The following is a 25,566-nucleotide window of genomic DNA, read 5'->3' as shown; positions in this document are numbered from 1 at the left end:
ACCAAATCACAACTCAAAAATATTAAAAAAAATCGGAATTAGAGGTTTATGCAGAAAAGAAAAGAGTTTTTTGCAAAAAGACTCCTGTTTTTCTTCTTTCTATTTGTGTGTTTTGGATTAAAATCTAAAGCATTTCCACAAGAGGAAAGGTTAGAGTTGCGAATGAAAGGTGCTAGTTTGATTGAGGTAATGTCCAAGATCAAAGAAAAAACAAGTTATACATTTTTGTATAATGTTGATGATATTAAGAAAATTCGCAATATTAATCTTGCTGGTATTCCTAAAACTGCAAGGGAAATTCTACAAGAATGTCTAATCGGATCTGGTTTGACATATGAAATCCGTGATAAGGTAATTATAATTAAGCCTGATCCCAAAGCAAAAAATGCTGATTCCAAATTTCATGAATCGAGTAAAAAAGTAAAAAAACTTTATGGGCATGTTACCGATAATAATGGAATAATGTTACCTGGTGTATCTGTTCTGATAAAAGGAACTTATTTTGGTACATCGACTGATATTGATGGTAATTACTCCCTTATTACAGCTAACGATCCTGATATTGTATTGGTGTTTTCGTTTATAGGAATGAAAACCAGGGAGGTAAGTGTTGGTGATTTGGAAAAAATCAACGTAGAGTTGTTTCCTTCTGATGAAAGACTTCGAGAAGTATTGGTTACTACAGGTTTTCAGAAAATAGACAGAAATTTATTTACAGGATCGGCCAGTAAATTAAATCAAATTGATATTGCATTAAGTGGAATTGCAGATGTTAGCCGATCTCTACAGGGGCATATTTCCGGAGTTCAGGTAGATAATATTTCCGGAACTTTTGGGATATCTCCCATTGTTAGAATTAGAGGCAAAGCCTCAATTAATGGTAGTAACAAACCTCTTTGGGTGGTTGATGGTGTGGTTCAGGAAGATATTATAGAATTGACCAATAATGACTTAACTTCTGGCAATCTTTCTACGGTTTTGAGTTCTGGTGTTGTAGGTTTAAATCCTGATGATATTGAATCGTTTCAGATACTGAAAGATGCTTCGGCTACCGCATTGTATGGTGCAAAAGCAATGAATGGAGTAATTGTAATTACCACCAAAAAAGGGAAAACAGGAAATTTAAAAGTTTCCTATTCCGGAAGTGCAACTGTAAGACAAAAGCCTAATTATTCACAATTCGACATATTATCTTCTAATGAAGAAATGGAAGTTTATGAAGAACTGTATGATAAAGGTTGGATTGATATTGCCAAAGCGGCTTCAGCAGCAAACCATGGGGCCATGAGCAAAATGTTTTATGAAATTGCAAACCATAATGTAAATTGGGGGCCAGATGGAGGATTGAATTATCAGTTCTTATCAAAATATGCCAATTCGAATACTGACTGGTTTGATGTTTTATTTCGAAATTCCTTATCACAACAACATTCTTTTAGTATTGCTGGAGGATCAGATAAATCAAAGTTTTATACCTCTATCGGATTTTATAATGATGAAGGACAAACTTTAGCGGATGAGGTTAAGAACTATACTGCATTGGTAAAAGGGGATTTTGATGTTTCGAAGCGACTGAAATTGGGATTTAAAGTATCGGGCAATATTAGAGATCAAAAATTGCCAGGATCGCAGGATAGAAAATTTGAACCAATTGATGGGCTTTATGAGCGTAATTTTGATGTCAACCCTTATAACTATGCACTATATACCAGTAGAAGTATTAGGCCTTATAATGAGAATGGCAATTTAGAGTATTTTAGAAGGAATTATGCCCCTTTCAATATTTTGTATGAGTTGGATCACAATTATGTGAATGTAGATGTGGAGGATATTTTATTTCAGGGGGAGGTGCAGTTTGCAATTTCTTCTAAATTGAGATTTAGATCTACTTTTCAGGGACGCTGGGTAAATACCTTACGTGAGCAAAAGATTCATGAAACATCAAATCATGCAGAAGCATATAGAGCTGATGCCCCCTTGTTTGTAAATAGAAATAATTTTCTTTTTGATGATCCAGATCATCCGGAAAAAGAGCCGTATTCGGTTTTAAATCAGGGAGGGTTTTATAACACCACTAAAAATTCATTAACAGGTTATTTTATCAGAAATATTGTTGATTGGAATTTAAAATCAGACCAGGACCATATTGTCAATCTGTTGTTCGGACAAGAAATAAGATATACAAATAGAAAGGAGACTCATAATGAGATTTGGGGGCATTTGTACGATAAGGGAGGGATTAGTATTACCGATCCAATGGTTGTAAAATACCTAAAATTTCGTGATCAAACAGATTATTACAGAAGAAAAGAAAAGTACAGGTTTGCAGGAGTATTTTTAACTGGAGCATATTCTTACAAAGGGAAATATATTTTGAACTCTACTTTTAGGTTCGATGGAGATAATCGACAAGGGAAAAATAGTGATTCAAGGTATCTGCCTACATGGAATGTTAGTGGGGCTTGGAATGTTCATGGTGAGAATTTTATGAAGTCAATTGGTTTTGTGGATCGCTTAAAGTTAAAGGCAACTTATGGATTGTCTGGAGATAATGGAATTGGAGCGAGCCCCTCCCTAATTTTAAAGTCAGGAGAACCATTGAGGCCGAATGATGAGGATGGAGAAGATGTTTTATATATAGATGAGCTGGCCAATAAAAATCTTACCTGGGAAAAATTATATGAATTTAATTTAGGGATAGAGTTAGAAATATTAAATGGAAGATTTTATACTGATATAGAGCATTTCAGAAGAAGATCAAAAGATTTACTTGGTTTTGTTACAACAAGTGGGATTGGAGGCATAAGAAAGAAATACGGGAATGTTGGTGAAATGAAAATTAATGGAATTGAATTTACAATTAGTTCTCAAAATATAAAAACTAAAAACTTCAATTGGGATACACGATTTACCTATTGTTATGCCAAGGATAAAATTACCAAATACTTTGATGAACCTAGAATTGCAGATGCCATTCAGTCATTGGGAACAAATTTTAAAGCTTACTCTTCCAACAGTTTATTTTCTATCCCATTTGCAGGCTTAGATGGTAATGGAGTTCCTCAGTTTTTTGGACCAAATGGTAAGACCATTCAAAAGCTTAATTTACAGAAGAGAATAGATATTTTAAAATATCTGAAATATGAAGGACCAACTACACCAACTGGTTTTGGAGGTTTGGAGAATATTTTTAATTACAAAAATTGGACTTTATCAGTAGGATTAAATTATCGATTTGGAAATAAAATCAGGCTTGAAGATGCTTTCAGTGACAACTATGATGATTATTCAAGCCTACCTGGTGGGCTTAAGAATCGTTGGAAAAAAGCTGGCGATGAGAATAAAACGAATATACCCGTAATATTAACACGGTGGAAATCTGAAGAATTAAATGATAGCGGATTAAACCCATATCAACTTTATAATAAAAGTACTGCTCGTGTTGCTGATGGCAGTTTTGTAAGGCTCAAAAATATTGGGATAGTGTACCAATTGCCCAAATCTTGGTTAAATTCAATGAATTTGAGTTCGGCAAGTTTAAAATTTCAAGCCTATAATATTGCCTTGCTTTATTCAGATAAAAAGTTAAATGGAGTTGATCCTGAGTTTTTTCAATCAGGAGGAATTTCACTTCCAATGTCCAGAACTTATAGTTTTTCTGTTAACTTAGCCTTCTAAGTTTAAACTGATTGCTCTTTCATGAACAGACTTTTTGGCATATTACTTATAACTATACTTTCGATTTCTTGTGATTCTTATTTAGATGAAAACCCAGATGACAGAAAGGAGTTGCAAACAGTTAAAGATATTGCCAAGTTAGTTGCTAATTCGTATAATGAGAGCACATATCTTTTTATTGAATGGATGACGGACAATGTGTCGGCTATTCCTGATAATACCCAAAAAGATCATATGACTGAAGCTTTTCAATGGATTTCAATGGATTCTTATGAAGCTCAGGAGTCTACCACTTATTTTTGGGAAAATACATATTATGCAATTGCTCATTGTAATGAGGCACTGGCTGTTATTGATAAAGTTTCAGGAGATGATGATCATAGATCTGTAGTGAGAGGTGAAGCACTAATTTCAAGAGCTTATAATCATTTTTTGCTCGTGAATGTTTTTTCAAAACATTACAGAGGTGAAACATCCGAAGATGAGCTTGGCATTCCTTATGTCGAAGTAGTGGAGGATAAACTGTTTGAGAATTACTCAAGAGGATCGCTTAAACAGGTTTACGATAAAATCGAAAGAGACTTAATTACCGGACTCTCTTTACTAAAAGATGATTATTTTATTGGATCAAAAAAATACCATTTCACAAGAAAAGCAGCTTATGCATTTGCTGCTAGATTTTATCTTTATAAGAAAGATTATTCAAATAGTTTAAAGTATTGTAATTTGATTCTCGATGATAATCCCAATGATTATGTGAGGGATTTATTTAAAATTTATCAAGGGACTACTTTTGATGAAATGGCGGCTAAAAATTCCAATGTAAAAGAAAAATCCAATTTAATTGCAATACGAAAAGAATCGTTCTATGCCAGAGCTAATTATGGTTACAGGAGTGACAAAAAGATTTTTAATGAACTATTTAATAATAATGTTCAAGAAGAAATAGATGTTAGGGATCAAAGATGGAGTTATAGTACTGGAGCTGTTGTTGTTCCGAAATACCATGAGCTGTTCCGCTATACAACTTCTAATACCGGATTTCCTTATTTTATTCAAAGTGAACTAAAAGGAGAAGAGGTGCTTTTGAATAGAATGGAGTGTTACATTATGCAAGGAGAGTATGAAAATGCATTGCATGATTATCATATCCTTGCGGCTAAGAGATATATAGAGGGTGGTAAATTGGATCTGAATAAGATTAAAGAGCATTATTCTTTGTCAGATACAAAAAATGCTATGAAACTTTTTTTATTGGATGAAAGAAGAAAAGAGTTTTTAGATGAGGGATTGAGATGGTTTGATATTAAAAGATTCGAACTTTCGATTACCCATAAAGACATTCAGGGCAATACTTTTCAACTTATCCCAAATGATATAAGAACAGCAATACAAATACCACAATCTGCCATTGTAAATGGCTTAAAGCCTAACCCAAGATAGTGATGAAATACACGAACTTTAATATTGCACTTTTTTTAGTTGGTATTGTAATGGCAATATTAATTATAGCCTGCAATAAATCAGAGGATGTCGAATATAAAGTACCTGATATAAAACTGTCTGATCATCCAAATGATGTTTATATTAGGGAGAATATTCTTGAAAAATATGGAACTGCAATAAGGTGGGAGTGGGATCAGCGGTTTTTAAATAAAGATCAAACAGCAGATCCGATTAAAGAAGATTTGGTGATTCCAGTTACTAAATTGATAGATGAGCTTTGGGTAAAACCTTTTCTTGTATTGTCTGAAGAATCAAAATTATTTATACAGGAATATATGCCTAAAGAGTTGGTATACATAGGATCATATATTTATGAAAGCGAAGGGGAAAGAATGTTGGGGTATGCCGAAAATGGTGCCAGGGTAATTTTAATAAATTTAAATGCTTTTGATTTGGATGATCGAATTTGGTTAGAAAATCAATTGATTACAATGCATCATGAATTTTCCCATATTGTTCATCAAAAGAAAGGATTACCCAATGGGTTCAATAGCATTTCACCTCTAGGATATATTGGAGAAGGTTGGAGAAATGGTGTATCATTATCAGATGCAATTAGGCGAGGGATGGTGAGTGCTTACGGGACGAAAAATCAATTTGAAGATTTTGCTCAATTAACGTCTCACTTTTTAGTTCAGGATACGGTATATTTTAATTCAACCTACCTAAAAGATTGGAATTGTGAGGATTTTTCCGATCCTAATTCATGTATTGAATTAAACAAAGGAAAGGAATTAATAAGACAGAAGCTGGATTTGATTAGAAAGTATTATTCGGAAGAGTTTAGTATTAATATTGATGTATTAAGAGATACAATTCAAAGTAGAATGACTGCATATAAGAATTAAAATCGAATCTTTCATCTACCCTACTGGTTCGTATCAGTTGTGAATTTATTACCTTTGTATTGATACATATGCAAATAAATACACTTAAGATGCCTTCTAAAATATTTAATGTAACTACTGATTCGGGCACTCCGAAATACAAACAACTTATCAACTCTTTACTGCAATCTATTGATAAAGGACTTGTAAATGTTGGGGATAAGATCCCTTCGATTAATGCAATTTGTAATGAGTTTGGTTTATCCAGAGATACCGTTCTTGTTGCATATAATGAATTAAAAATTCGAGGAGTAATATCCTCTGTTCCTGGTAAAGGTTACTACCTGGCAAGTACTTCAACTCGATTTAAAAGGAATATTTTTCTACTCTTTGAGGAGTTTAATGTTTTTAAAGAGATATTATATAATTCCTTTATTGAGAATTTAGGTGATAAGGCAAATGTTGATATTTTTTTCCATCACTTTAATCGTAAAGTTTTTAAAGAATTAATCGATAATAACAATGGCAAGTATACTTCTTATATAATTATGCCTGCAAAGTTTAATGATGCGTATAATATATTACAGTATTTGCCTAAAAATGAGGTTTATATACTTGATCAAACTAATGCTGCCTTAAAAAAACATTACCCTGCTGTTTATCAGAATTTTGAAAAGGACGTGTTTTCTGCATTGGAATCAGGACTAAATTTGTTGGAAAAATATAAGAAAATCTATTTTGTTTATCCGGGTGGAAAAGAGCCAATAGGACAATTGAAAGGCTTTAAAAAGTTTGCAAGTTGTTATCAGGATAGATGGGAGCTTGAAGTAATTGAATCTTTAGAAAATCATAAAATTGAAAAAGGCGAGGTTTATATAGTTCCTAGTGATAATGATTTGGTAACTCTTGTAAAAGAAGCTAAATCTGAGAAATTGAAAATTGGTTCAGATTTAGGAATAATTTCTTACAATGATACGCCATTAAAAGAAGTAGTTGCCGATGGAATTACCACAATTAGTACAGATTTTAAAGAAATGGGTAGGTTATTGGCTGATATGGTTATCAATTCTAAAAATGATTTGATAGAAAATCAATCTAAATTGATAAAAAGAAACTCCTTATAGAAAATAATTAAACAAGTTGTGAAGCTCTGATTCATATGAATTAGGGCTTTTATTTTTTAATTTTTTTTGCATTTGTATAAAAAAGATCTAAATTTGCCTACCAGTACCAACCAGTAAGATAGTCATATGCAAGTTGAAGAATTAAAAACGGAGTTTGAAAAATTATATGGACAAGGTGATTGTCATGTGTATTTTTCTCCGGGTCGTGTAAATTTAATTGGAGAACATACCGATTACAACGGAGGATTTGTTTTTCCATGTGCATTGTCATTTGGAACCTATTGTTTGATAAGGAAAACAGATAATGATTATATCCAACTTAGATCTTTAAATCAGGATAAATTCTATAAGTTATCACTTGAGGAAATAACTAAACGATTAGGAAAAGGGAATTGGGCAAATTATGTTCTTGGCGTAATTGCTCAATTTAAAAAGGATGGGCAATTTCCTAATTGCGGTGCAGATTTATTATTCTGGGGAAACGTGCCCAATGGTGCAGGTTTATCATCTTCGGCTTCTTTAGAGGTAGTTACAGGGGTAGCAATTAACGAAGAATATAATTTTGGCAAAGATCAGTTGAGTATTGTGAAATATAGCCAAAAAGCTGAGCATGAATTTGCTGGTGTAATGTGTGGTATAATGGATCAATTTGCATCTGGAATGGGACAGAAAGACCATGCCATATATTTGAATTGTGATAATCTTGAGTACGAATTAGTGCCTGTAAATTTAGAAGGTGCTAAAATCGTTATTGGAAACACCAATAGTCCTCATAGTTTAGATGAAGGAAAATACAATGAACGAGTTGCTGAATGTCAGGCAGCTGTTGAGGCAATCAACCCCTCCAGAAAGATTGCTAATTTAGGTGAATTGTGCCTGACAGAATTCAACTCATTAGAAAAGCTGATTGATGATAATGTTATAAGAAGAAGAGCGCGTCATGTGGTTAGCGAAATTGAAAGAACAAAGAAAGCTGTAGTAGAACTTAAAAAAGGAAACCTAAAAGAGTTTGGTCAGTTAATGAATGGTTCTCACGATTCACTTCGTGATGATTATGAGGTAACAGGTCATGAATTGGATACTATGGTTGAAGCAGCAAGAAAGATTGAAGGAACGATTGGTTCCAGAATGACAGGAGGTGGTTTTGGAGGATCAACTGTTAGCCTGGTAAAAGATGAGTATGTTGAAGAGTTTATTGAGAGAGTAGGAAAGGAATATACCGAGAAGACAGGTATTGTTGGAGAATTTTATGTCGCTGAAATCGGTGACGGAGGAAAAAGAATAGAATAATCAAGAAAATGTTCCAGATGGCGAAATTTGATTACATTGAAAATCCACATCGTAGATATAATCCATTAACGGGGGAGTGGATATTAGTATCACCTCACAGGTCGAAAAGACCATGGCAAGGTCAGGTTGAAAAAGTAGTTGAGGAGAAAAGACCTGAATATGATTCACAATGTTATTTGTGCCCGACTAACGAAAGAGTTGGTGGAGAAAAGAATCCAAACTATGAGGACGTTTATTCATTTCAGAATGATTTTAGTGCTTTGTTGCAAGATACTCCTGAGGGAGAATTCTCAGATGGAGATTTGTTTAAAGCCCAAAGTGAATCCGGAATTTGTAAAGTAATTTGCTTTAGTCCAAACCATAGCCTTACAGTTCCTGAAATGAAAGTAGAAAATATCCGTAAGGTAGTTGATCTTTGGATCAAGGAATATAAGGAATTGGGAGACAGAGAGGATATTGGCTATGTGCAGATATTTGAGAACAAAGGTTCTATTATGGGATGCTCTAATCCACATCCTCACGGACAAATTTGGGCTTCTAAACTGGTGCCTCTAGAGACTTCAAAAGAATCTGAAAATCAATTGGCTTATTTCGAAAAGTATGGAAGAACCATGTTGTCTGATTATCTAAAATCGGAACTTGAGAAAAAAGAAAGAATTTTGGTTGAGAATAATTCTTTTGTAGCTTTAGTACCGTTTTGGGCAGTTTGGCCTTTCGAAACAATGATTATAAGTAAACGAGAGGTGTCGAATCTATTGCAACTGACTGATGAGGAAAAAACAGATTTGGCTGATGTTTACAAGAAATTAACGATTATGTACGACAACTTGTTTGAGGTGTCGTTTGCATATTCTGCAGGATTGCATCAAGCTCCAACAGATGGAGAAGAACATCCTGAGTGGCATTTACACATGCATTTCTATCCACCTTTGTTACGCTCGGCTAGTGTTAAGAAATTTATGGTAGGATACGAAATGCTGGGTACGCCACAACGTGATATTACTGCCGAAGGTGCAGCGAAAAGATTAAGAGAACTATCAAAAACACATTATAAATTGAGGTAATAATCAGTTTGGTATGGATGTTAGGGAGAAAATTTGTACTCGCCTAAAGCTTCCAAAAAACTTTAACCTCAACTAAAATCAAATACAATGGCTAATACATTTTCTTTTCTCGATTATGTGATTTTTATCGTTTACGGTATTGTAATCGTTGGAGTAGGTTTATGGGTGTCGCGTGATAAAGAAGGGCATCAAAAAAATGCAGATGATTATTTTTTAGCTTCAAAATCTTTGCCTTGGTGGGCAATTGGGGCTTCATTAATCGCTGCAAATATTTCCGCAGAGCAATTCATAGGAATGTCTGGATCTGGTTTTGCAATTGGGTTGGCAATTGCTTCTTATGAGTGGATGGCTGCTTTAACTTTAATTATTGTAGGTAAGTACTTTCTGCCAATTTTCATTGAGAAAGGATTGTATACGATTCCTGAATTTGTAGAGAAACGTTATTCAAAAAACCTTAAAACCATTTTGGCTGTTTTCTGGATTGCATTGTATGTATTTGTAAATCTTACCTCTGTATTGTATTTAGGTGCTTTGGCGCTTGAAACTATCATGGGAATTCCAATGATTTATGGAGTATTAGGTTTGGCCTTATTTGCAGCTAGTTATTCGCTTTATGGTGGTCTTTCTGCAGTTGCATGGACAGATGTAATTCAGGTTGTTTTCTTGATTTTAGGAGGATTGGTAACTACTTATCTTGCATTAGATACTGTTTCAGGAGGTGAAGGTGTACTTGCTGGTTTTAAGCACATCTACGAAGCTGCTCCAGATTCTTTCCATATGATTTTAGATAAAGCTCACGATCAATATAAAAACCTTCCGGGACTTGGAGTAATTGTTGGTGGAATGTGGGTTGCTAACCTTTATTATTGGGGCTTCAACCAGTATATTATTCAAAGAACTTTAGCAGCTAAGTCATTGCAAGAATCTCAAAGAGGGATTGTATTTGCCGGTTTCTTGAAGTTAATCATTCCTTTGATTGTTGTAATACCTGGAATTGCTGCATATGTAATGGTGAACGATGGAACAATTATGACATCTTTAGGAGATGCAGCTCAGAATAATATTCCAACAATGGAATCTGCAGATAAAGCATATCCATGGTTGTTGCAATTTTTACCAACAGGTTTAAAAGGTGTGGCGTTTGCAGCATTGGCAGCAGCTATTGTATCCTCATTAGCATCTATGCTAAACTCTACATCAACCATTTTTACAATGGACATTTACAAGCCATATTTTAATCCAAATGCAAGTGATAAACAAACGGTAAATACTGGTAGAATTTCTGCGGCAGTTGCATTATTAATTGCAGGATGTATTGCTCCCCAATTGGCAGGTTTAGATCAAGCTTTTCAATTTATTCAGGAATACACAGGAGTAGTTAGTCCGGGTATCCTGGCCGTATTTATGTTGGGATTATTCTGGAAAAAATCAACAAATAAAGGTGCTATTGCAGGGGTGTTGGCATCTATTCCAATTGCCATGTATTTTAAAGTGGCTCCTAATGGATGGGTAGCTGGTACAAGTCTCGAATCTATATTTGTTAATGTTCCATTTATGGATCAAATGGGTTATACAGCAGTTCTTTCAGCATTGGTTATCATTTTGGTTAGCCACCTACAGAATAAGGGTGCTGATGATGAAAAAGGTATAGAGATTAGCAGAAAAACATTTGCAACAGGTAAGGTATTTAATATTGTTGCTTATACCATTTGCATTTTATTGGTTGCTTTGTACGCAATCTTCTGGTAGAGAAAAAATAAAACAAAATATTGCGATGACACACTTGCTCAATGAAGTGTGTCATTGTTGTGAAGTATCAAACTATAAGGATGAAAAAAAAGGTTTTAGTTACTGGAGGAACTGGTTATATAGGTTCTCACACTGTTGTAGAATTGCAAAATAGTGGATTCGAAGTTGTAATTGCTGATAATCTCTCAAATTCTAAGATTGAAGTTTTAGATGGAATCGAAGCTATTTCCGGCATTCGTCCATTATTCGAGCAAATCGATTTAAGTGTTGAGAGTGAATGCAATGAGTTCTTTAAAAAGCATAGAGGAATTGATGCCATTATTCACTTTGCAGCATCAAAAGCTGTTGGCGAATCGGTTGAAAAACCTTTGCTGTATTATCGCAATAACCTTAATTCCTTGATGAATATTTTGGAAGCAATGAAGGAACACAATATTCCAAACCTGGTTTTCTCGTCATCATGCACAGTTTATGGACAGCCTGATAAACTGCCCGTAACTGAATCGACTCCACGAAAAGAGGCTGAGTCTCCTTATGGAAATACAAAGTCAATTTGTGAAGATATTATTCGAGACACTACAAAAGCTCATCCCGAATTAAAAGGAATTGCATTAAGATATTTCAATCCAATTGGAGCACATCCAAGCTCTAAAATTGGAGAATTACCATTGGGTGTTCCTAATAATCTTATTCCTTTCTTAACACAAACAGTGGCGGGCATTCGACCAGAACTTAGTATTTTTGGAGATGATTACAATACGCCTGACGGATCTTGCATTAGAGATTATATCAACGTAGTAGATTTGGCAAAAGCACATGTTATTGCAATTGAACGTTTGCTACAAGATAAAAATGCTTCGAACTACGAATATTTTAATGTTGGTACAGGATCTGGTGTTTCAGTATTGGAAATTATTGAATCATTCGAAAGATCAACAGGGGAGAAAGTTCCTCATAAAATAGTTGGAAGAAGAGCTGGAGATATCGAGCAGATTTATGCAGATACTTCATATTCTAATAGAGAGTTGGGATGGCAATCGGAAAAAAGTCTTGATGAAACTTTGCTTTCGGCGTGGAATTGGCAAAAAACTTTGTAAGGGCTTCCGAATATAAATAAGATAAACATGCAGGTTTATACACTTAAAAATAAAAATATAGAGATTGATTTTATTGCTCGTGGCGGTCAAATCATTTCATTAAAAGTTCCTGATGCAAAAGGCAATGTTGCCGATGTTGTAGTAGGGTATGATACCATTGAGGAAACGCTTGAAGGCGATGCGTATTTTGGCGCCCTGTGTGGTCGTTATGCCAACCGTATCGTAAATGGTGAATTTGAAATTGATGGAGAAAAATTTCAGTTGGATTGCAATAACGAAACCAACCATTTACATGGTGGTGTGGATGGATTCAATCGAAGAAATTGGAAAGTAAGCGCTGTTGATATTGATAGATATGTACAGGCCTATCAATTAAACCTGGTTAGTGAAGATGGCGATCAGAATTATCCGGGCAAATTGGAGGTTTCAGTAATATACGGATTGACAGATGATAATCAATTTGTTATTGACTATGAGGCACAAACATCAAAGCCAACAGTAATTAATTTAACAAGTCATCCTTATTTTAATCTGAATGGTGCAGGCAATGGATCGGCAATGAATCATGAGTTGCGATTAAATGCTTCAAACTATACGCCTATTTCAGCAGAATTGGGAACAACATCCGGAGAAATAGCATTGGTAAAAGATACGCCATTCGATTTTACAAATGCAAAAACAGTAGAATCAGCATGCAAAGCAGATCATGAGCAAATCAGGATGTTTGATGGTATTGATCACAATTTTGTTTTGGATGATTTCGATGGAACGATAAAGCTGGCAGGAGTACTTTCAGACCCTAAATCGGGACGAAAAATGGAAGTGTATACAGATCAGCCAGGTATTCAAATTTACACAGGTGCTCATTTCGATGGCTCTGAAACAGGTAAAAAAGGAGCGCCAATTATACAATGTGCAGGGCTTGCTATGGAAACGCAGGTTTTTCCAAATTCTCCAAACTATAAGCACTTCCCAAATGCAATTTTAAGGCCAGGTGAGAAGTATAAGCATGTGTGTATTTATAAGTTTTGCTAAAGATTAACATCGGATAAAATCTGATGTTGCTTAAAGATAAAAAGTAGTTATAACAGACTAGATTCCTTTTGTAAAGGATACTTTTAACATCAAACAGAGTTGGTTTACATTCATTTAATCTCTGTTTGGTGTTTTTTATTTTACTGATTTTAAAGCCTTGAGCTTTGAATTTGATGGGAATATCATCGACAAGCAATCCTTTAGGATCGATTTTTAATCTTCCAGTCTTGAATTTGATCGGTTTAGCTTTGATTTTCAATCCTAAAAGCATGAAAAATGAGCTTTTAGCCGTTAAATTCTATCCTAAAGGAAAGAAAATCATAGGTAAAGGGATGCTGATCAAGCTTTAAGTATTGTTTTTCGATTTTTGAGTAAAATAGCTCAAGTCTTCTGTGGTGTGAAAATCTGATTTATTCGTTTACAAGTAGATTGCAACCACGAATATCAGAATGATCGAATCGACCAAGAATTTCAAATTTTCCATCTTCGTGGATTTTACCAAGATCTTGAGTTTCGATAAACGAGCAAGAATGAACATTGGCCAAATCGATTACATTCACACCTCCAGTTCTACCTGATTTTTCATAGCTAAATGGATCGTAAGCATCACGAATCATGATTTTCATCCAATTGGGAGTCTGGAATAGACTCTGACCTTTAGAGTATGCTTGCGAAAGCAATTCTGTCATTCCATACTCAGAATGGATTTCATTTATGCCTAATCGGGAACAAAGAAATGCATGTAACTCTTCACGAGTAATTTCTTTTCTTCTTCCTTTCATGCCACCAGTCTCCATGATGATTACATCGGAAAGATCCAGCGTATATTTTTCAGCCAAATCAAGCAAAGCAAAACTAACCCCAAGCAGTAAAATTTTTTGATTCGATTTCTTCAAATCAGCAATGCATTCAATCAATTCTTCATGATTGTGCAGGTAGAATCCACTTTTAGCATGCTTGCTATCTTTAATCAGGTGTTCCATCATATAGATTAAAGATGAACCTTCGCGCTCCAAATAAGAAGGAAGTAGAGCCAGAACACAATAATCTGTTATTGGTCCATAAAAATCCTCGAAACCTTTCTTAAAACTCTCTTCGTAAATACTAATATCGGGAACAAAGTGCCTGCTGGTTAGCTTGCCAGTTGTTCCGCTGCTGGTGAAAATTTCTTTTGCAGGATCGTTGCAGGAAACCACCTTTCGGGATTTGAAAAACTCTATGGGAAGAAAAGGAATATCTGTAAGCTTGCTGATTTGATTTACATCCTTTTTTAGATATTGAAGATATTCACGATACACCTCATTATTTTCCGCTTGATAACGAAAAATTTTCAGTGCTACTTGTTCAAATTCAGTTTTATTTGATATCGAAAATATTTTTTCCTTCCAGTTCATTTCTATTTTCTATTTGTTGTGATTACAAAGGTAATTGAACCAAGTTTATTGCATAGCATTAATCAGTGAGAATCTTAAACAATCATAAAATTCTACCTCTAAGAATAAAAAAAAGCAGCCTCGAAAGACTGCTTTTAGAATCCCTGTGAAGGGAAATATTATGGATCGTTAATTATCCTCTAATAGCTGCAACACCTGGCAATTCTTTACCTTCGATGTATTCCAAAAGAGCACCACCACCAGTTGAAACGTAGCTTACTTTATCAGCTAAGTTGTACTTGTTGATCGCTGCAACAGAGTCACCACCACCAATTAATGAGAAAGCACCTTTTTCAGTAGCTGTTACAATTGCATCAGCAATTGCTTTGGTTCCTTTAGCGAAAGTATCCATTTCGAATACTCCAACAGGACCATTCCAAAGAATTGTTTCTGATTCTTCGATTACTTTCTTGAAGTTTTCAATAGTTTCAGAAGCAACATCTAATCCCATCCAATCAGCTGGAATTTCTGATACGTTACATTCTTTAGTATTTGCGTCGTTAGAGAAATCGTCAGCAATTAATGCATCCACTGCAAGGTGAAGTTTTACATTGTTTGCTTCAGCTGCACTTAAAATTTCTCTTGCGATATCTAACTTATCATCTTCAACCAATGAGTTACCAATCTTACCACCCATCGATTTAACGAAAGTGTAAGTCATACCACCACCAATAATCAAGTGGTCAACTTTAGGCATTAAAGTTTTAATGATATCAATTTTTGAAGATACCTTAGCACCACCCATAATTGCAGTCAACGGACGCTTCGAGTCTTTCAATACTTTATCAACGCTCGATAACTCACCTTCCATTACGTAACCAAACATCTTGTCGTTAGGGAAGAATTTAGCAATAACAGCAGTCGAAGCGTGAGCACGGTGTGCAGTACCAAATGCATCGTTGATCCAAAGATCAGCTAAATCAGCTAATTTTTGAGCGAAAGCTTCATCACCAGCTTTTTCTTCACCGTAAAAACGAAGGTTTTCCAACAATAGAACTTCACCTTCTTTTAGGTCAGCAGCCATTGTTTTAGCACTTTCACCAATACAATCATCAGCAAATTTTACATCAACACCTAATTTTGCAGAAAGGTGAGCAACGATGTGTTTCAATGAGAATTTTTCATCAACACCTTTTGGTCTACCAAGGTGAGACATCAAAATAACTGATCCGTTTCCTTCTAATACTTTTTTGATAGTTGGAAGTGCAGCACGGATACGTGTGTCATCGGTAATTTCGAACTTATCGTTCAAAGGCACATTAAAATCTACTCTGATAATCGCCTTCTTTCCTGAAAAATTGTATGAATCAATTGTTTGCATTGGAATATGTCTTTATATTTTTTTCTTCCAAACAAAGGTATGTTTTTATTCAAATTGCTGCAAAAAAAGAAAGAGAAATGCTTTTAAGTGTCATGTAATCAGATGGTAACATTATGTAGAGCTTTGGCTTTGAAACGATTGCATAAATTTTTCCTTATTGCAAATTAATGGTAAAAACGTCATTTTTTTCTCAATTGACTTTGAACTTAAGCTTTAATGATAATGCTCTCCTTTATTTTTTTAACTTTGGATACCCCGATGTAACTTTGCACCATATTCGGGATTAAATGATTTTTGATCAGCAGATGAGGCTTGAACTGATCTGTTCGAAACCATTTCATATTGAAAATTCATGCAATTTAAAGATATAATTGGCCATAAAGAGGTCAAACAGCGTTTTATTCAAACCGTTAAAGAAAACAGAGTTAGCCATGCACAATTGTTGATTGGTCCCAAAGGAGTTGGGAAACTATCAATGGCAATTGCATTTGCGCAGTATGTTTCCTGTTTGGATAGAAAAGACAATGATTCGTGTGGGGTTTGTACTTCGTGTAAAAAATACGCGAAATTGGTTCATCCCGATCTTCATTTTGTTTTTCCAGTTGTTAAAGGGAAGGGATTTACCAATCCTGTGAGCGATAATTTTGTTGAATTGTGGCGTTCGCAAATTGAGAGTGATTCTTATTTTGACATTGGAGATTGGTACAGAACCCTTGGAGTGGATAACTCACAGGGGATGATCTACTCTGGTGAAAGCAATGAGATTATCAGGAAACTAAGTTTAAAAACTTACGAATCCGACTATAAGGTAATGATCATTTGGTTGCCTGAAAAAATGCATACTTCATGTGCCAATAAGCTTCTGAAAATGATTGAGGAGCCACCGTCGAAAACTTTGTTTTTTATGGTGTCGGAAGAGCCCGATAAAATACTTCAAACCATATTGTCACGAACGCAACTGATTAAAATTCCGGCAATCGATCAGGAATCATTGTCTGTTGCGGTTAAAAATGAGTTCAACCTTAACGAGCAGGAATTAAAGAATGTGGTTCGTTTATCGGAAGGAAGTTACCGTAAGGCAAGAATCCTTATTCAGAATTCAGATGAAAATGCAGAGAATTTTGAGAACTTCATTACCATTATGAGACATTGTTATGCTCGTAAAGTGTTGGATATAATGGATTGGGCCGAAGAGATTGCTACCATAGGACGCGAACGTCAGAAAAGTTTCTTGAATTACGCGGTTAGAATGATACGTGAGAATTTTATTCTAAACTTAAAGCAGCCTGAAATGGTTTATTTAAGTGGCGAGGAAATGAATTTCTCGCAACGATTCTCCCCTTTTATCAATGAGGATAATGTTTGGATGATATCAGATGAGCTCTCTAAAGCCTATACTGACATTGAAAGAAATGCCAACGCAAAGATCGTTTTTCTTGATTTGGGTTTAAAGCTGGTTAAATTATTACGCCCCTAATCACCCAATAATTTCTCGAAATAGTTACCTTTAAAGGTTTGTAAAATAAATTAGCTAATTTTGCGGTCGATTATCGACTAATAATCAATATATATATGACAGAAAATAAGGAACCAAAAGGGAAATGCGCAGGCTGCGCATCCAATAAAAGAGACCATCGTCTTCTGGCTGGTAAGCTTGATGTTTACGATTGGTTGAAAGATGTTCCTGAAAGTGCACAATGTCCTGATGTTGTTGAAATAAAATTTAAGAATACCCGTAAAGGATTCTATTCAAATACAAATCAATTAAGATTACAAAGAGGTGATGTGGTAGCAGTTGAAGCATCACCAGGACATGATATCGGTATTGTATCCTTAACAGGCGATTTGGTTGTGGAGCAAATGCGCAAACAAAAGCTTGATCCGAATACATACGAGGCAAAAAAAGTCTACAGAAAGGCAAAGCCTGTTGATATCGAAAAATGGCACGAAGCCATTGCACTGGAACACAAAACAATGATTAAAGCGCGCCAAATATCTGCTGAATTGAAGCTGGATATGAAAATTGGCGATGTTGAATATCAAGGAGATAAGACAAAAGCAATTTTCTACTATATCGCCGATGATAGGGTTGACTTTAGACAGTTGATTAAAGTATTGGCAGAGCAATTTAAAATCAGAATTGAAATGCGCCAAATTGGTGCACGACAGGAGGCTGGGCGAATTGGAGGAATTGGTCCTTGTGGTAGAGAACTATGCTGTTCAACCTGGATTACCAATTTTGTTTCGGTAACAACCAATGCTGCTCGTTATCAGGAGATCTCCTTAAATCCTCAGAAACTTGCAGGACAGTGTGGAAAACTGAAATGTTGTCTGAATTTTGAGTTGGATTGTTATATCGATGCTCAAAAGGATTTTCCGAATACAAGTATTCCGTTGGAGACCAAGGATGGAACTGCTTATCATCAGAAAACAGATATCTTCAAACGCCAGATGTGGTACTCATTCGATAAGTTTAATTCGATGAATATGGTACAGGTTTCTGTTGATAGAGTGAAAGAAATTATCCGATTGAATAAGAAAGGAACTAAGGTTGATAAATTGATTTCTGAAAAATCAATTGACAACAAAAAATCCTTGGACTATGAAAATGTAGTAGGACAGGATAGTTTGAATCGATTTGATAAGAAGGAAAATCCGAATAAACGAAGAGGAAAAAGAAAATTCCGTCGTAAACCAAGAAAACCAAACAAGCCAGCAAAATCATGAACAAATTGATTTGGATTTTTTGCATGGCAGTAATTGCACTGTCAACACAATCGTGCGATTCGAATCGTGTTTACGAAGAGTATAAAGAAATCCCGGATTACACCTGGAGCATGAACAATACTCTTCGCTTTGAAGTTGATGTTACAGATACCATCAGTGTTCACAATTTGTATATCAATGTTAGAAATACTGGTGGATATGCGTACAGCAACCTTTGGTTGTTTGTGAAGAGAACTTCGCCGGATGGAAATGTACTCGAAGATAAGTTCGAATGCAGTTTGGCTACCGAAAAAGGAAAATGGTTTGGTAGCGGATTTGGCGATATTTTCGATTTAAGAATTCCATTCAAGCAGAATGTGGTTTTCCAAAAATCGGGAATTTACGTATTCGAAATTGTGCAGGGAATGCGCGATGAGGAATTGAAAGAAGTAGTGAATATTGGCTTAAGACTTGAGAAAGCAAATCAATAAAATTTTTAGCGTTTAGTCGTGGGAAAGAACAAATTACAGCGTTTTGCTGAGATGGATACATTTGATAATGTATTTCAACCAACTCATAAAGAGGTTTGGGAGACAAATTATCATTTGAAAGGAAAGTGGAATAAGGAAGTTTTTAAAAACGATAATCCAATTGTATTGGAAGTTGGATGTGGAAAAGGGGAGTATACCGTAGGTTTAGCTCGTAAATTTCCTAATAAAAACTTTATTGGAATTGATATAAAAGGCGCAAGAATGTGGCGCGGTGCCAAAACGGCTATCGAAGAAGGTTTGGGTAATGTTGGATTTATCAGAAGCAAAGCAGAACTTCTTGAATCAATTTTTGAATCAGGTGAGATTTCTGAAATCTGGATTACATTTCCTGATCCACAAATGAAAAAAGAAAGAAAAAGACTTACCGGAACACGCTTTCTGAAGCTTTATTCAAATCTTTTGACAAATGATGGTATTATTCACCTGAAGTCAGATAGTAATTTCTTGTATGAATATACTTCGTATGTAATTAAGGAAAACTCTCTTTCGGTTGATGTTGATACCAATGATTTGTACAATTCAGGAAAGGCCGATGATATTCTTTCGATCAGAACATTCTACGAACAGCAATTTCTTGACAGAGGAATTCCAATTAAGTACTTAAAGTTCAGGCTTGATGGAAAAACCGAATTTATTGAGCCTGATGTTGAGATTGAACTGGATTCATACAGAAGTTTTGGCAGAGAGAAGCGCAAACAATAAATGTCTGACCTCTATGATAAAATTTACGAAGTAGTTCGGCAAATTCCTGCCGGAAGAGCTACCAGTTATGGTGCAATTGCCAAGTTTGTTGGATCTCCAAGAGGTTCCAGAATGGTTGGATGGGCCATGAATCAATCTCATTCCAGCAAAGCGTATGTTCCAGCTCATCGAGTCGTAAATCGTTTGGGAATGCTGAGTGGGAAACATCATTTTCCAGGCGAAAATTTAATGCAAGAACTTCTCGAAAATGAAGGAGTTGTTGTGATTGATGACCAAATACAAGACTTCGACAATATATTTTGGGATCCCATGAAAGAACTTGATTGGGATTCTATTTAAATTCAGTCTAAATATATACCTTTGTTGGTATCTTATCGAATTCAATATCAAATTGAAAGGAATTCGATCAATACCGATTATTAATCAGTAAAAGTCATTTAATCGTTTTTTACTCTAAATGACTAACAGATTATATATCGGCATTTCAGTTTAATATTTCATCGTTTCGCCAGTGGCTCGCGCTGAGAGTTAAATTGATTAAAAATATTTTAAAGAATTAATATTCATAAATCATGAGTTACACTCAAAAGCAAATTACGGACGCTTTAAAATTGGTTCAATATCCTGGTACCGATAAGGATATCATGGGGTTGGATATGGTTCGTAATATTAAAATTGAAGGAAAGAAAATTGGTTTCGATTTGGTATTCCAAAAATCAGACGATCCTAATATCGTTCCATTGAAAAAAGCCTGTGTTTCAGCCATTCTAAAATTTGTTGATAGAGAAGCTGAAATCAAAGGAAACATTAAAGTAAAGGCAATGCATGTGGTTGAAGAACCAAAAGTTTTGCCAAAAGTTAAAAATATTATTGCTGTTGCTTCGGGTAAAGGTGGAGTTGGAAAATCTACTGTATCATCGAACCTGGCAGTTGCATTGGCGAAAGCTGGAGCAAAAGTTGGTTTGATTGATGCCGATATTTATGGTCCTTCGGTTCCATTGATGTTTGGCGCTGAGTCCGCTCGTCCTAACCTGGTTAATGTTGACGGTAAGGATTTGATTGAGCCTCATGAGGCTTATGGTGTAAAAATGCTTTCTATTGGTTTCTTTGTTGATCCTGCCCAGGCAACTGTTTGGCGTGGACCAATGGCTTCCAATGCTTTAAAGCAGATGATTGAAGAGGGAAACTGGGGAGAGCTGGATTACGTATTAATCGACTTGCCACCAGGAACCAGCGATATTCACCTTACTTTGGTACAAACTGTTCCTGTAACAGGAGCCATTGTGGTAAGTACTCCACAAGAGGTTGCCTTGGCTGATGCCGTAAAAGGAATTAGCATGTTCGAAGGACCAGGTGTTAATGTTCCGGTATTGGGTATGGTTGAAAATATGGCTTGGTTTACTCCTGCTGAGTTGCCAGAAAATAAATACTACATTTTCGGTAAAGATGGATGTAAAAAACTAGCTGAAGAAAAAGGAATTGAATTGCTAGGTCAAATTCCTATTGTTCAAAGTATTCGTGAAGGTGGCGATAATGGTAAACCTGCTGCTGTGAACGAAGATTCTGTAGTTGGTATGGCTTTCGCCGATTTGGCAGCTAAATTAAATGCAGCTGTTGATGCTAGAAACCAAAAATCAGCGCCAACTGAGCGAGTGAAGATTACACGATAAGGATATAAAACAGTACAAAGAGTAAAGGAGCATTTATTGCTCCTTTTTTTATTCCTTGAATAGAACTATTTTTAGATTTTATTTAATAAATTTCAGTTTTTAGAATAATAAAAATCAACAGATAACAGTTATACCATTTTGGGAATCTAATAAACTCAGAATAATACCAGTAGCCTTGGTGTATAAAACGCGAAGATTACGGTGTTATCAAACAAAACATTTAGCCTTGACTCGTAAACTAATTCAACAAGCCTTAACGATAATAGCCATTCTGATTTTTGCATATGCATGTTCTAATCAGAAAAATACTTTCATGAGCCGCCAGTATCATGCTCTTACCACACATTACAACGTGTATTTTAATGGTAAAGAGAGCTTGAAGGAAGGTCAGCAGAAAATTAAAAACGGACTTCAGGAAAATTATACCATTTTACTGCCCGTTTTTGAATATCAGGATCCAACTGCGAGATCTTTGTCTTTTTCGAACATGGATAGAGCATTGGAGAAAGCAACCAAGGCCATTAAAATTCATTCCATTACTCGTAAGCCGAAACGTAAAAAAGGAAATCAGTCAGACAAATACAAAGAATTCCGTAAGAAGAAAGAATACAACAATTGGATTGATGATTGTTACCTGCTGATTGGAAAGGCACAATTTTATAAGGGAGAATATCACGTTGCCGAGAAAGCTTATGATTTTATCATGAGAGAATATCCTGAGTCGGATTTGGTTCCTGAGGCTAAACTTTGGAAAGCAGTTAGTTTAATTGATAGAGGTGAATTTATTGCAGGTAGTGAAATTTTGGAAAGGCTTTCGGATGACAACAATTTGTCGAAAGATGATTTGGTTCGAATAGAAGCTTTACATGCCGATGCAGCAATAAGACAAGAGAAATTCGAAGATGCCATTCCTGCTTTGGAAAGGTGTATTGCCATATCTAAAAACAAACACACAAAAGCAAGATATTACTATTTGTTGGCACAAATTCATCAAAAATTGGGTAATCCGAGTGAGGCATCAAGAGCTTTTCAGCAGTTGATTGATTTGAATGCAAACTATGAAATGACTTTTAATGCAAAAATCAGCCGGGCTTTATCGTATACAGGTGCCGAAAATGGAGAGGAAATAAGAAAAGGATTACGCAAAATGTTGCGTGATGAGAAGAATAAGGAATACAAAGATCAGATTTACTATGCAATGGCCGAAATGGATGTTGTAGATGAGAATATGGAATCTGCGATTACCTATTATTGGGAATCAACAAAAGTGTCTTTGTACAATGAGAATCAAAAGGCAATTTCATTCTTAAAACTGGGTGATTATTATTTTGGAGAGGAAACTTACCCCAAAGCTCAAATGTGTTACGATAGTTCAATGACCTATTTGGGTAGCGATTATCCTAACTACAGAATAATATCAGAAAGAGTTGGGAATCTTACCGAACTGGTGAATAACCTGAATATGGTTGTGCGCGAAGATAGTTTGCAAAGAGTTGCTTTAATGAGCAAGATCGATAGAGACAAGTTGATTAATGGCTTAATCAAGAAGATAAACGAGAAGGAGAGAGAACAGCGATTAATAGAAGCTGAAGCTCAATCCGACAGAGCTTTCTTTAGTCAGAATAACATGTTGGGAAATAACAATTTCAATAGAAATCAAAGTCAGGGGAATTGGTATTTCTATAATCCAACAAACATAGGGTTGGGAAAATCGGAATTTCAACGCAAGTGGGGCCGAAGAAAACTGGAAGACAATTGGAGAAGAAAGAACAGATCCAATTCATCAATTGAGGATATTGAAATTGCTTTGGAGCAAGAGTCAGGAGATGGCATTAGTTCTCAGTCGCAGAAGAAAGATCCGAAGAGCAAAGAGTATTATTTGGTGGATTTGCCAATGACAAAAGCCGCTATGGTAAAATCCGACGAGAGAATTATGAAGGGATTGTACCAAGCAGCGTTGGTGTATGAAGAGAAACTGAATAATGAAGAGAAAGCCCTTGAAAGTTTGGAAATCTTGTTGGAAAGATTTCCCGAAAATCCATATTTGCTTTCAGCATACTATCATTGTTATGCAATCAATAAATCGTTAAACAGATATTCAAAATCAGATTTTTACAAGAATAAAATTTTAACTGAGTTTAAAAATAGTGAGTACGCAAAAGCTTTGAGTGATCCTAATTACCAGTCAAAACTGGATGCCAAATATCAAAGAGCACATCAGCTTTATGCTCAGGCTTATGAGGATTTCCAGAACTACTACTATTTTAGAGTGGTAAAGTCTTGTAATGAAGGTTTGTTAAGATATCCGGAAAGTGATCTTCGTCCAAGATTCTTGTTCCTTAGAGCCTTGTGTGTAGGAAGAACACAAAATGTTAATGTATTCAAGCAATCACTTCAGCAGGTATTGGAGGCTAATCCAACCAAGGCAATCACTCAAACGGTTAAAGCAATTCTTGCCGGATTGGAGAAAGGAGCTACTCCTGTTATGTACACAGCCAAAGATATGGAGCTGGCCCGACAAAACAGACTACTTCGAAATTGGCGACTTGAAGATGAACAGGCAATGGTTGAGGTGAAGGATAATAAATCTAAAAATGAAAAGCCAAAGAGTTTGTATAAATTTAAAGCTGATGAGGAACATTACTTTGTGTTGATGTTTTCTAAGCAGGATGGCGACCCGAACAGATCATTGTTTAATGTATCAAGATACAATGCAGATGCCTACAACAGCCGTACTTTTAAAGTTGATCGCTTATCGCTGAATAAGGATCACATCATGATCATGGTAAAAGGCCTGAAAAACAAGGAAGATGCATTAAATTATTTTAATGGAATTATTACCAGCAATAAGGCGTTTAGTGGATTAGAGGATGTTGATTACAGGAATTTTATCATTTCACAATCAAACTTTGAATTGTTGAAGCAAAGCAAGGACGTTGAGCAGTACCTTAATTTTTACACAAAAAGCTATTTTAATATAGAACGAAAATCAAAACAATCTACAGTTAAAAAGCAAGGTAAATTGGTGGCTGTAAACAACAATTTAGATTCTACTGCGTTTGTATTTAATCCGGCAGATAATCACAAGTTTATTCTTTTGGTACCGGCACGAAAAGTTAATATCGGAAAGCTGAAAAATGATATTTACAATCATGACAAAGATTATAGCGTGTTAAAAGAACAATACGATGCGGATTTAAATATGATTGTGGTGAACAACATTGGTTCGAAACTTGATGCAATGAGCTATTTCAGAAGTTTGGTTTCAAATGATGCAATCTATACTCAGCTTGAAAATGTTGATTACCGAAACTTTGTGATCAGTGAGGAGAATTTTAAGAAGTTTTATGTAGAGAAAACTTTGTTCCCATATTTGGATTTCTTTAAAAAGAATTACCTGGATGCGAAGGATGTTGCTCCGGTTAAGAAAGAAGAGAAAGTTGTAAAGGAGGGATTGTATCAATTCAATGATAAACTGCCGCATTATTTCGCCTTGATTTATACAAGAGAGAATGTGAACAAGAAACAGTTGATTTCAGGAATTAAGAGATACAATACCGGGCCATTAAAAATTGAAGTTCGTGAGCTGGATGATAAGCGTGATGTGTTATTGGTCGTGAACATGAGAAGCAAAAAGCAGGCAATGATGTATTTCCGTGCTATTGTTACCAATCGCGATTTGTTTGCGCCTGTGGAAAAAGTGGGGTATCGCAATTTTGTGATTTCCGATGAGAACTTTAAGGTATTTGAGAAAGATGGAGATACCGCAAAATATCTTCAGTTCTTTAAAAAATACTATTTGAAATAGATTTT

General features: G+C 35.3%; 18 protein-coding genes. 16 read left to right on the top strand and 2 right to left on the bottom strand.

The features are described 5' to 3' along the window. Nucleotides 1-48: 48 nt before the first annotated feature. The 9 genes from NQ163_RS08620 to NQ163_RS08580 all read left to right on the top strand — a co-directional run bounded on the left by NQ163_RS08620 (nt 49) and on the right by NQ163_RS08580 (nt 13,370). A complete protein-coding gene (locus NQ163_RS08620; RefSeq protein ID WP_268189929.1) occupies nt 49-3,678 on the top strand; it encodes a SusC/RagA family TonB-linked outer membrane protein in 3,630 nt (1,209 codons plus the stop codon). A gap of 21 nt (nt 3,679-3,699) precedes the next feature. After that, nucleotides 3,700-5,121: a RagB/SusD family nutrient uptake outer membrane protein gene (locus NQ163_RS08615; RefSeq protein WP_268189928.1), complete on the top strand. Its 1,422-nt coding sequence runs from the start codon at nt 3,700-3,702 to the stop codon at nt 5,119-5,121. Nucleotides 5,122-5,123: 2 nt separating this feature from the next. After that, on the top strand, nt 5,124-6,032 hold the full coding sequence (locus tag NQ163_RS08610) for a substrate import-associated zinc metallohydrolase lipoprotein (protein ID WP_268189927.1): 909 nt from the start codon (nt 5,124-5,126) through the stop codon (nt 6,030-6,032). A gap of 89 nt (nt 6,033-6,121) precedes the next feature. Beyond that, on the top strand, nt 6,122-7,135 hold the full coding sequence (locus NQ163_RS08605; RefSeq protein ID WP_268189926.1) for a GntR family transcriptional regulator: 1,014 nt from the start codon (nt 6,122-6,124) through the stop codon (nt 7,133-7,135). A gap of 126 nt (nt 7,136-7,261) precedes the next feature. Further along, the gene (locus NQ163_RS08600) at nt 7,262-8,425 is read left to right on the top strand and encodes a galactokinase (RefSeq protein WP_268189925.1); all 1,164 of its coding nucleotides are present in this window, start codon (nt 7,262-7,264) and stop codon (nt 8,423-8,425) included. Nucleotides 8,426-8,442: 17 nt separating this feature from the next. Beyond that, nucleotides 8,443-9,489 carry a UDP-glucose--hexose-1-phosphate uridylyltransferase gene (locus NQ163_RS08595; RefSeq protein ID WP_268189923.1) on the top strand — a complete coding sequence of 349 codons (1,047 nt, stop codon included), beginning with the start codon at nt 8,443-8,445 and terminating at the stop codon, nt 9,487-9,489. Between the two features lie 87 nt (nt 9,490-9,576). Then, complete coding sequence (locus tag NQ163_RS08590; RefSeq protein ID WP_120240956.1) at nt 9,577-11,238, top strand: sodium/sugar symporter; 1,662 nt, start codon at nt 9,577-9,579, stop codon at nt 11,236-11,238. 80 nt (nt 11,239-11,318) lie between these two features. After that, a complete protein-coding gene (gene galE / locus NQ163_RS08585; RefSeq protein ID WP_268189921.1) occupies nt 11,319-12,335 on the top strand; it encodes a UDP-glucose 4-epimerase GalE in 1,017 nt (338 codons plus the stop codon). A gap of 27 nt (nt 12,336-12,362) precedes the next feature. Then, nucleotides 12,363-13,370, top strand: coding sequence for an aldose epimerase family protein (locus NQ163_RS08580; protein WP_268189919.1), 1,008 nt, complete (start codon nt 12,363-12,365; stop codon nt 13,368-13,370). A gap of 410 nt (nt 13,371-13,780) precedes the next feature. Here NQ163_RS08580 and NQ163_RS08575 read toward each other — a convergent pair whose 3' ends face one another. Together NQ163_RS08575 and NQ163_RS08570 are read right to left on the bottom strand one after the other, a co-directional pair. Further along, a complete protein-coding gene (locus NQ163_RS08575) occupies nt 13,781-14,764 on the bottom strand; it encodes a LuxE/PaaK family acyltransferase (RefSeq protein WP_268189918.1) in 984 nt (327 codons plus the stop codon). A 172-nt stretch (nt 14,765-14,936) separates the two neighbouring features. Further along, a complete protein-coding gene (locus tag NQ163_RS08570) occupies nt 14,937-16,124 on the bottom strand; it encodes a phosphoglycerate kinase (RefSeq protein ID WP_268189917.1) in 1,188 nt (395 codons plus the stop codon). Nucleotides 16,125-16,476: 352 nt separating this feature from the next. Between NQ163_RS08570 and NQ163_RS08565 the strand changes: the two genes are divergently transcribed. The 7 genes from NQ163_RS08565 (at nt 16,477) to porW (ending at nt 25,561) form a co-directional block, all read left to right on the top strand. Beyond that, nucleotides 16,477-17,601, top strand: a complete 1,125-nt coding sequence (locus NQ163_RS08565; RefSeq protein WP_268189916.1) for a DNA polymerase III subunit — start codon at nt 16,477-16,479, stop codon at nt 17,599-17,601. A gap of 95 nt (nt 17,602-17,696) precedes the next feature. Next, a complete protein-coding gene (locus NQ163_RS08560) occupies nt 17,697-18,851 on the top strand; it encodes a PSP1 domain-containing protein (RefSeq protein ID WP_268189915.1) in 1,155 nt (384 codons plus the stop codon). Continuing rightward, nucleotides 18,848-19,321 (top strand): gliding motility lipoprotein GldH, encoded by a 474-nt coding sequence (locus NQ163_RS08555; RefSeq protein WP_268189914.1) that lies wholly within the window; start codon nt 18,848-18,850, stop codon nt 19,319-19,321. The genes NQ163_RS08560 and NQ163_RS08555 overlap by 4 nt, the downstream gene beginning before the upstream one ends. 18 nt (nt 19,322-19,339) lie before the next feature. Continuing rightward, nucleotides 19,340-20,083, top strand: coding sequence for a tRNA (guanosine(46)-N7)-methyltransferase TrmB (trmB, locus tag NQ163_RS08550; RefSeq protein ID WP_268189913.1), 744 nt, complete (start codon nt 19,340-19,342; stop codon nt 20,081-20,083). Continuing rightward, entirely contained in the window at nt 20,084-20,422 is a 339-nt protein-coding gene (locus NQ163_RS08545; RefSeq protein WP_268189911.1) for an MGMT family protein, read from the top strand. It abuts the gene before it with no gap. 233 nt (nt 20,423-20,655) lie between these two features. Then, the gene (locus NQ163_RS08540; protein WP_268189910.1) at nt 20,656-21,753 is read left to right on the top strand and encodes an Mrp/NBP35 family ATP-binding protein; all 1,098 of its coding nucleotides are present in this window, start codon (nt 20,656-20,658) and stop codon (nt 21,751-21,753) included. A gap of 226 nt (nt 21,754-21,979) precedes the next feature. Further along, nucleotides 21,980-25,561: a type IX secretion system periplasmic lipoprotein PorW/SprE gene (porW, locus tag NQ163_RS08535; protein WP_268189909.1), complete on the top strand. Its 3,582-nt coding sequence runs from the start codon at nt 21,980-21,982 to the stop codon at nt 25,559-25,561. Nucleotides 25,562-25,566: the final 5 nt, after the last annotated feature.

Origin of the sequence: Marinifilum sp. D737 (genome assembly GCF_026672275.1) — a bacterium.
In the GTDB taxonomy this organism is placed as follows: Bacteria; Bacteroidota; Bacteroidia; order Bacteroidales; family Marinifilaceae; genus Marinifilum.
This window is presented reverse-complemented; position numbering and strand designations above follow the sequence as displayed.

Bases quoted from the DNA above. Each gene is read 5' to 3' on its own strand.
- NQ163_RS08620 (WP_268189929.1), top strand. From the start codon at position 49: ATGCAGAAAAGAAAAGAGTTTTTTGCAAAAAGACTCCTGTTTTTCTTC.
- NQ163_RS08615 (WP_268189928.1), top strand. From the start codon at position 3,700: ATGAACAGACTTTTTGGCATATTACTTATAACTATACTTTCGATTTCT.
- NQ163_RS08610 (WP_268189927.1), top strand. From the start codon at position 5,124: ATGAAATACACGAACTTTAATATTGCACTTTTTTTAGTTGGTATTGTA.
- NQ163_RS08605 (WP_268189926.1), top strand. From the start codon at position 6,122: ATGCCTTCTAAAATATTTAATGTAACTACTGATTCGGGCACTCCGAAA.
- NQ163_RS08600 (WP_268189925.1), top strand. From the start codon at position 7,262: ATGCAAGTTGAAGAATTAAAAACGGAGTTTGAAAAATTATATGGACAA.
- NQ163_RS08595 (WP_268189923.1), top strand. From the start codon at position 8,443: ATGGCGAAATTTGATTACATTGAAAATCCACATCGTAGATATAATCCA.
- NQ163_RS08590 (WP_120240956.1), top strand. From the start codon at position 9,577: ATGGCTAATACATTTTCTTTTCTCGATTATGTGATTTTTATCGTTTAC.
- galE (WP_268189921.1), top strand. From the start codon at position 11,319: ATGAAAAAAAAGGTTTTAGTTACTGGAGGAACTGGTTATATAGGTTCT.
- NQ163_RS08580 (WP_268189919.1), top strand. From the start codon at position 12,363: ATGCAGGTTTATACACTTAAAAATAAAAATATAGAGATTGATTTTATT.
- NQ163_RS08575 (WP_268189918.1), bottom strand. From the start codon at position 14,764: ATGAACTGGAAGGAAAAAATATTTTCGATATCAAATAAAACTGAATTT.
- NQ163_RS08570 (WP_268189917.1), bottom strand. From the start codon at position 16,124: ATGCAAACAATTGATTCATACAATTTTTCAGGAAAGAAGGCGATTATC.
- NQ163_RS08565 (WP_268189916.1), top strand. From the start codon at position 16,477: ATGCAATTTAAAGATATAATTGGCCATAAAGAGGTCAAACAGCGTTTT.
- NQ163_RS08560 (WP_268189915.1), top strand. From the start codon at position 17,697: ATGACAGAAAATAAGGAACCAAAAGGGAAATGCGCAGGCTGCGCATCC.
- NQ163_RS08555 (WP_268189914.1), top strand. From the start codon at position 18,848: ATGAACAAATTGATTTGGATTTTTTGCATGGCAGTAATTGCACTGTCA.
- NQ163_RS08545 (WP_268189911.1), top strand. From the start codon at position 20,084: ATGTCTGACCTCTATGATAAAATTTACGAAGTAGTTCGGCAAATTCCT.
- NQ163_RS08540 (WP_268189910.1), top strand. From the start codon at position 20,656: ATGAGTTACACTCAAAAGCAAATTACGGACGCTTTAAAATTGGTTCAA.